Origin of the sequence: Clostridium puniceum (genome assembly GCF_002006345.1) — a bacterium.
In the GTDB taxonomy this organism is placed as follows: domain Bacteria; phylum Bacillota; class Clostridia; order Clostridiales; family Clostridiaceae; genus Clostridium; species Clostridium puniceum.
In genome coordinates this window covers 34,972-42,961 of sequence record NZ_LZZM01000193.1, presented here as the reverse complement: position 1 = coordinate 42,961, position 7,990 = coordinate 34,972, and the positions used below count along the sequence as shown (strand labels likewise).

Here is a 7,990-nt window from a genome sequence, read left to right as displayed (position 1 = left end):
ATAAGATTGCGTTGAACATCAGCCTATTATCCATTGGAGGACGTCCGGTTTTTGCTACTGAAAATAAATCCTTTATTTGATTCCATTGTTCATCAGATATTTCATAACGTTTTTGTGCCATAATAGTTACCTCTAAGTTTTTTCTTTTATTTTACCTAAAAATTAAATTTTGTACAAATTTCTGTTTTCAGACACGCCTAGTCTAACACAAAAATATCAAATGAAGCATTAAATTCTAATGAACCGCCGTATACCGAACGGTACGTACTGGTGGTGTGAGAGGATGCTAAATAAAATAATTATTTAGCTCCTACTCGATTCTTTTTCATGTGATTATTATATTATCAATAAAGGATATTTTTTCTAATATTTTCTATAAAAAAGTATTGCAAAAAGTAACGGAATATGTTAACATTTTAATAATTTAAGAATGCGTTTTGCATAAATTTATTTATATGAAAGCCTATGATAAGAATAGTAGATAATAAAGCTTAGTGTAAAGAGAGTCCGAAGTTGGTGAGATTTGGATACTGTAGATATTATTGAATGGGTCTTTGAGGTGACATTTTGAAATTTTTAAGAGTAGGAATGTACGGGAAGTCAGCCGTTAAAATGACAGGATATAAATTATGAGATTAATAAAGTTAAAGTCTCATTATCAGTATCTGATAAAGTATATACATTAGGTGGTATAGCGAATTTGTAACATTTCGTCCTAGTTTTAGGATTAAGTGTTTTTTTATTTATATTTTTGATTAAGAAGTTATGCATATTATGGAAGTAATTATTTTTTATCGTTTTAAATTGCATAGACAATATTAATTGAATGTAAAAATATAATTGTAAAATATCATTTGGCTTGTATTTAAATTTGGGTGGCATAACGAGTCACTTCGTCCCAAAACTTTAGGACGAAGTGGCTCTTTTTATTATATTTAAAAGAAATATAACTTATTGTGTTTGGGGGAAGGTTTATGATAAACATATCAAAAGAGATTTTTAATGAAAAGAAAAAAGCAGAAAATGTATTTTCTTTAATAAGCGAATTTAGAGGAGATGAAATTACTCCTATAAAGATTTTTGGAGGCTTTAAAGGAAGCAGAAGATTTATTTTTGAAAGTGGAACTAAGGAAGATTATTTTGGAAGATACTCATTTTTAGGAGAAGATCCATATAAAGAAATCTTAGGTGATGATCAGGCTGAAATGGATGAACTTAAAAAGGAAAGCAGAATTAAGTTTGATATAAGCACAAATTCATTTTCTTTTAAAGGTGGAGCAATTGGATATATGGGATATGATTCTATACAACTATATGAGAAAAAGCTTAATTTTCAAAATGAAGATGAATTAAAGGTTCCAGTAATACGATTTAATTTCTATAATAGATATCTTTGTTATGATCACTTTATGCATAAGGTTTATGTTATAGATAATATTTTTAAAGATGATACTAGAGAATATTATGAAATAATTTCTTCACAAAATGAATATATAAACAGCTTACTTTATAAGCCAACAATAACAGAACCGTCAGAACCTAAAAAGGATATAACTTTTAAATTTCATACTTCTGAAAAAGATTATGTTGAAAAAGTAAAGAAGGCAAAAGAACATATTTTATCAGGAGATATTTTTCAAGTTGTATTATCTCAAAGAATGACTTGTGAAACAGAAAAGACTCCTTTAGAAATCTATCGAAAACTTAGAGAAGAAAATCCATCACCTTATATGTTTTTAATAGATTATGATAATTATCAAGTTGTAGGTTCATCACCAGAAAGTCTTGTGTCTGTTATGGATGGGAAGGCTATTACAAATCCTATAGCTGGGACAAGAAAAAGAGGTGAAACACCTGAAGTTGATAGTTCTCTTGAAAAGGAACTTATGGAAGATAAAAAAGAACTTGCAGAACATGTTATGCTTGTTGACCTTGGAAGGAACGATATAGGAAAAGTAAGTAAAATAGGAACAGTTAATGTAAGTGAATTTATGAAAGTAGAAAGATTTTCTCATGTAATGCATATAACTACTAAGGTTATTGGGAATATAAGAGATGAACTAGATGGATTTCATGCTTTAGCAGCTTGTCTGCCAGCTGGAACAGTATCTGGTGCACCTAAAATAAGAGCTATGGAAATTATAGAAGATCTTGAAGACTTTAAAAGAGGAATTTATTCAGGAGCTATTGGATTCTTTTCATATGGTGGAAATATGGAAATGTGCATTGCTATAAGAACTCTTATTCTTCAAGGTAAAACTGCTTATCTTCAAGCAGGAGCAGGAATTGTTTATGATTCAGTACCAAAAAAAGAATTTGAGGAAGTTCAAAATAAATTAATGGCATTGAAGGAGGCTTTAAGATGATAGCTTTAATAGATAATTATGATTCATTTACATTTAATTTATATCAATATTTAAGTGAATTTGCAGAAACAAAGGTTTTTAGAAATGATGAAATAACTGTAGAAGAGTTAAAAGCATTAAATCCTAAAGGTATAGTTATTTCACCAGGACCAGGAGTTCCAGAAGATGCAGGAATTTCTATAGAGGTTATTAAGAAATTAGGAGATAAAATACCAATACTAGGTATATGTCTTGGTCACCAAAGTATTGGATCAGCTTATGGTGGAAAAGTAATAAGAGCAAATGAAATTTTCCATGGTAAAACTTCAAGGATTCAGGTAAAAGGAAAAGATATATTTGAAGGAATTCCAAGAAAGCTAGATGTTATGAGATATCATTCGCTAATAGTTGAAAATAGTTCACTTCCGAATTGTCTTGAAGTTATAGCGTTCACTATTGAAAATAATGATATTATGGCGATTAAACATAAAGAATACAATGTGTTTGGACTTCAATTTCATCCCGAATCAATATATACACCAAGTGGTAAGCATATTATTGGAAATTTTGTGATTAATATTTGTAATGATGAATTAGAAGAATAAGATTTACTAAATTGATTATAAATTCAATGATACAAAGTGGAGCAAAAATAAGCAATTAATAAAAATTAAAGGGGGATTGAAAAATGACAATTGATAATGCAATTAAAAAATTATCTTCAAAGGAAGTTTTGACTGAAGATGAAGTAAGAGCTGTAATAAACCAAATAATGAGAGGAGAAGCAACCTCAGCTCAAATTGGAGGTTTTTTAATAGGCCTTAGAGTAAATGGAGAAACTTCAGCTCAAATTTTAGGTGCAGTTAAAGCGCTTAGAGATAACTTGATTCATGTTGAAATAAAAGATACAGCTAATTTAATAGATACATGTGGAACTGGTGGGGATGGATCAAAGACGTTTAATATTTCTACAGCAGTTGCAATAATTGCAGCAAGTGGGGGTGCAAAGGTTGCAAAGCATGGTAATCGTGCAGTATCAAGTAAAAGTGGAAGTGCTGATGTACTTATAGAGCTTGGAATAAAAATTGATTTTGATGAAAATCAAAGTAAAAAAATTATTGAGGAAAATGGAATGGCCTTTTTATTTGCACAAAAATATAATGGAGCGATGAAAAATGTAGCAAATGAAAGAAAAGAACTTGGAACAAGAACTATATTTAATTTAATAGGACCTCTTTCAAATCCAGCACCACTTACTGGACAGCTTATGGGAGTATATGATGGTTCTTTAATTAAAACTGCTGGAGAGGTTTTATTAAATCTTGGATTAGAAAGAGCAATGGTTGTACATGGTGATGATGGTTTAGATGAAATAACAACAACAACTACTACTGATGTATGTGAAGTTAAAGATGGAAAGCTTATAACTTATAAATTAGATCCTGAAAAGCTTGGTTTTAAGAAAGCATCATTAGAGGAAATTAAAGGTGGAGATGCTAAAGAAAATTCAGAAATAATCTTAAGAGTATTAAAAGGTGAAAAAGGTGCACCAAGAGATATAGTAGTATTAAATAGTGGAGCTGCACTTTATGTTGCTAAGATTACTGATTCGTTAGAAGAAGGAATTAAAAAGGCTGCTGAGCTTATAGATATAGGTATTGCTTATAAAAAATATGACGAACTTTCAAATTTAAAATAGGTATTGGGAATTAAATAACAAGTGGATAAAGTGAAGTTTATTTTTTACAAAATAAACTGAAATGCTAATTTACTAATGTTTAAGATAATGATAAACAATTACTGAAATTTATAAATTAACATATAAATAATTAACTATGAGGTGATATTTTTGATTTTAGATGATATTGTAGCAAAGAAAAAAATTAGAATAGATAAAAGAAAAAAGGAAATTCCCATAAAAGAATTAGAAAAACAAGCATTACAAAAAGTAAGAGTTGAGAAAGAATCTAATTATAAAAATCCCTTTATAGCTGCATTAAAAAAGAAAGGTTTATCTATAATTGGAGAATTTAAAAAATCTTCTCCTTCAAAAGGTGTTATTGTAGAAAATTTTAATATAAAGGAAATATTAAATTATTATACTTACCTTGGAGTTGACGTATTTTCAATTTTAACTGAAGAAGATTTCTTCTTAGGATGTGATGAATATCTTAAAGAAATAAGAAGAATTTCGCATACACCAATTCTCAGAAAAGATTTTGTTATAGATTTTTATCAAGTTTATGAAGCAAAGATTTTAGGTGCAAATGGAATATTACTTATTGTAAGTGTTTTAGGTAATTCACTCGGAGAATTTTATCGTGAGGCAAAAAGATTTGGTTTAGAGCCTTTAGTTGAAGTGCATAATAAAGAAGAAATTGATTTAGCATTAAAATATAATTGTGAAATTATAGGAATAAATAATAGAAATTTAAAAACCTTTGATGTAACCTTAGATACTACTAAAGAGTTAATTGAAAGTATACCAAAAGATAAGGTTATTATAGCTGAAAGTGGAATAATGAGCATTGAAGATTTAAAGTTAATGAAAGAGTTGGGGGTAGATGGAGCTTTAATTGGAGAATTATTTATGAGAAATATAGACAATCTTGATTTTAAAGCTAAATATAAAGAATTTAGAAATTAACAATAGATATGCAAAGATTGCAAAATATTTCTATAGATGAGGAAGTAATATGATTCAAGTTAAAATATGTGGGATAACTAACAAAAAAGAAATAGAATATTTAAATGTTTTAAAACCAGAATACATAGGATTTGTTTTTACAAAGAGTAAAAGACAAGTGACTGGAAATCAAGCAAAGAAATTATGCTCAAATTTAAATGAAGAAATAAAAAAAGTTGGGGTATTTAGAGATAATTCAATAGATGAAATTTTAGACATTTTAGATAAGGTGGATTTAAATGTTCTTCAACTTCATGGAAGTGAAGATGAAGAGTTTATAACTTTATTAAAGAAAAGTATCAATAAATCCATGGAAATATGGAAGGCTGTATCTATAAAAGATATTAAAAGTGCAAAAAAATATATAATAATTAATAAACAAGACAATGAAGGGGATAATTTAATAGATAATATTCTCATAGATGGAGAAAATCCAGGTAGTGGTGAAGCTTTTTCTTTAGAAAATATCAGTGAATATTTTAAGGAAAATTGTGAAGCTATAAATGGAAATGATTGTTTTAAACAATATAATTTCTTTTTAGCAGGGGGAATAACAGATGAAAATGTCATCCTTAGAATAACTGAAACAAAGCCTAAGGGAATTGACGTTTCATCAGGGGTTGAAATTATAGATGAAAATGGAATTAGAACAAAGTCTTTTGAGAAAATGAAAAAATTAATAGAAAAAGTTAAATCAGTTAACAATTAACAGTTAAAAGTTATGGAACAAATCTCGAAGAGAAAGTTCAATTAACCAAATGTAAAATTTGTAGTTTCACTTTTTTTAAGAAGTTTGGAATAATTAATATTTTTTTCAGAAATTACGTAAGGAATTTCAATATCGGCCTTTAATTGTATACTGTTAACTGAATCAAGTGGAGGGTGAAAATCATGGAAGGTAGATTTAATGAATTTGGGGGACAATATGTTCCAGAGACGGTAATGAATGCTTTAATAGAGCTTGATGAAGCTTATAAGAAGGTTAAAGATGATAAAGAATTTATAGAAGAGTATATGTATTATTTAAAATACTATACAGGAAGACCAAGTCCACTATATTATGCTGAAAATATGACTAATGATTTAGGTGGGGCAAAGATTTATTTAAAGAGAGAAGATTTAAATCATACAGGAGCTCATAAAATTAATAATGCATTAGGCCAAGTGCTTTTAGCTAAGAGAATGGGAAAAAAGAAAGTTATAGCAGAAACAGGAGCAGGACAGCATGGTGTTGCAACAGCTACAGTTGCAGCTAAATTTGGAATGGAATGTAAGGTATTCATGGGTGAAGAAGATATAAAAAGACAAGCCATGAATGTTAAGAAAATGGAGCTACTCGGAACAGAAGTTATTCCAGTTTTAAATGGAGCAAGAACCTTAAATGATGCTGTAACTGAAGCTATTAGATATTGGGCAGCAAATGTTGAAGATACATTTTATATTATAGGTTCAGCTCTTGGACCACATCCATATCCAATTATGGTTAGAAATTTCCAAAGGATAATAGGTGATGAAACAAGAAAGCAAATTGTGGAGCTTGAAGGAAAATTGCCTGATTATATTTTAGCTCCAGTTGGTGGCGGCAGTAATGCAATTGGAATGTTCTATCCATTTATTGAAGAGAAGGAAGTTAAATTAATTGGAGTTGAAGGTGCTGGAAAAGGTATTGAAACTGGGGAACATGCAGCTACAATGGCAAAGAGAGAAAAGGGAATTCTTCATGGAATGTTAAGTTATGTTCTTCAAGATAATGATGGCGGAATACTTGAAGCTTATTCAATATCAGCAGGTCTTGATTATCCAGGTGTTGGTCCTGAACATGCTTATCTTTGTGAAACTGAGCAAGCTACTTATGTAAGTGTAACAGATGAGGAAGCTGTAAGAGATGGATTTATGTACTTAACAAAAATTGAAGGCATTGTTCCAGCACTTGAATCATCACATGCTGTAGCTTATGCTAGAAAATTAGCAGCAACTTTAGGTAAGGATAAAATTTTAGTTATAAATCTTTCAGGGAGAGGAGATAAAGATATGGATGCAGTGCTTGCATATCTTGGTGAAAAATAATGAATAGAATTGATATATCATTTAATAAAGTCAAAGAAAATAAGGAAAAGGCTCTTATACCTTTTGTAACGTGTGGAGCAGATTTTACAATTGAGGAAACTGCCGATTTAGTAGTAAGCTTAGATGAAGAAGGGGCAAATTTAGTTGAAATAGGAGTACCTTTTAGTGATCCACTTGCAGATGGTCCTGTTATTCAAAATGCATATATTAATGCTCTTAATAATGGAACAAAACTAAAGGATGTATTTAGATGTGTAGAATTAATAAGAGAGAAATCAGAAATTCCAGTTGTATTAATGGTTTATTTCAACGTTGTATATTTTAAAGGAATAGAAAATTTTATTAAAGAAGCAGCCAAAAGCGGAGTAGATGGACTTATAGTTCCAGATGTTCCTCTTGAAGAAAGAGGAGAGCTTAATAAAATTTGTGAAGAAAATGCAATTTATCTTATTCCATTAGTAGCTAGAACATCAAAAGATAGGATTGCAGCTATAATTAAAGATGCAAAAGGTTTTGTATATTGTGTTTCTACAAATGGAACTACAGGTGAAAGAACTTCTTTAGATAGTGGAACTCAAGAATATTTATCAGAAGTAAGAAAAATTGTAGACATTCCAATTTGTATTGGTTTTGGAATTTCATCAAAGGAAGTTGTAAAAGAAGTTAAAGACTATTGCGATGGAGTAATAGTAGGAAGTGCAATAGTTAAGAGAATGGGCGAAGGTAAGCAAGCAGTAATTGATTTTGTAAAAGATTTAAAAAAAGGTTTTAATTAATTGGATATTTGGACAAGGATTCAGATTATATAGTTATATCTAAAAATAGTAATAAAGTCTTAAGGGATTTTTGATAAAATTAAAATAAGAAACTAATATATAAAGGTTTGAGAGGA

General features: G+C 29.3%; 7 protein-coding genes. All 7 read left to right on the top strand.

Annotation, left to right across the window (positions count from 1 at the left end; translation table 11 throughout):
* Positions 1 to 974 precede the first annotated feature (974 nt).
* The 7 genes from trpE (at position 975) to trpA (ending at position 7,874) form a co-directional block, all read left to right on the top strand.
* Positions 975 to 2,366, top strand: coding sequence for an anthranilate synthase component I (trpE, locus tag CLPUN_RS18330; protein ID WP_077848686.1), 1,392 nt, complete (start codon positions 975 to 977; stop codon positions 2,364 to 2,366).
* Entirely contained in the window at positions 2,363 to 2,950 is a 588-nt protein-coding gene (locus CLPUN_RS18325; protein ID WP_077848685.1) for an anthranilate synthase component II, read from the top strand. Before trpE ends, CLPUN_RS18325 begins: the two co-directional genes overlap by 4 nt.
* An 83-nt stretch (positions 2,951 to 3,033) precedes the next feature.
* Positions 3,034 to 4,044, top strand: coding sequence for an anthranilate phosphoribosyltransferase (trpD, locus tag CLPUN_RS18320; protein WP_077848684.1), 1,011 nt, complete (start codon positions 3,034 to 3,036; stop codon positions 4,042 to 4,044).
* Between the two features lie 150 nt (positions 4,045 to 4,194).
* Positions 4,195 to 4,992: an indole-3-glycerol phosphate synthase TrpC gene (gene trpC / locus CLPUN_RS18315; RefSeq protein WP_077848683.1), complete on the top strand. Its 798-nt coding sequence runs from the start codon at positions 4,195 to 4,197 to the stop codon at positions 4,990 to 4,992.
* A gap of 49 nt (positions 4,993 to 5,041) precedes the next feature.
* Positions 5,042 to 5,740 carry a phosphoribosylanthranilate isomerase gene (locus CLPUN_RS18310; protein ID WP_077848682.1) on the top strand — a complete coding sequence of 233 codons (699 nt, stop codon included), beginning with the start codon at positions 5,042 to 5,044 and terminating at the stop codon, positions 5,738 to 5,740.
* Positions 5,741 to 5,922: 182 nt separating this feature from the next.
* On the top strand, positions 5,923 to 7,098 hold the full coding sequence (gene trpB / locus CLPUN_RS18305; protein WP_077848681.1) for a tryptophan synthase subunit beta: 1,176 nt from the start codon (positions 5,923 to 5,925) through the stop codon (positions 7,096 to 7,098).
* Positions 7,098 to 7,874: a tryptophan synthase subunit alpha gene (gene trpA, locus CLPUN_RS18300; protein ID WP_077848680.1), complete on the top strand. Its 777-nt coding sequence runs from the start codon at positions 7,098 to 7,100 to the stop codon at positions 7,872 to 7,874. The genes trpB and trpA overlap by 1 nt, the downstream gene beginning before the upstream one ends.
* The last annotated feature ends 116 nt before the right edge of the window (positions 7,875 to 7,990 follow it).

Coding starts and splice junctions, on each gene's coding strand:
- trpD (WP_077848684.1), top strand. CDS start 3,034: ATGACAATTGATAATGCAATTAAAAAATTATCTTCAAAGGAAGTTTTG.
- CLPUN_RS18325 (WP_077848685.1), top strand. CDS start 2,363: ATGATAGCTTTAATAGATAATTATGATTCATTTACATTTAATTTATAT.
- trpE (WP_077848686.1), top strand. CDS start 975: ATGATAAACATATCAAAAGAGATTTTTAATGAAAAGAAAAAAGCAGAA.
- CLPUN_RS18310 (WP_077848682.1), top strand. CDS start 5,042: ATGATTCAAGTTAAAATATGTGGGATAACTAACAAAAAAGAAATAGAA.
- trpA (WP_077848680.1), top strand. CDS start 7,098: ATGAATAGAATTGATATATCATTTAATAAAGTCAAAGAAAATAAGGAA.
- trpB (WP_077848681.1), top strand. CDS start 5,923: ATGGAAGGTAGATTTAATGAATTTGGGGGACAATATGTTCCAGAGACG.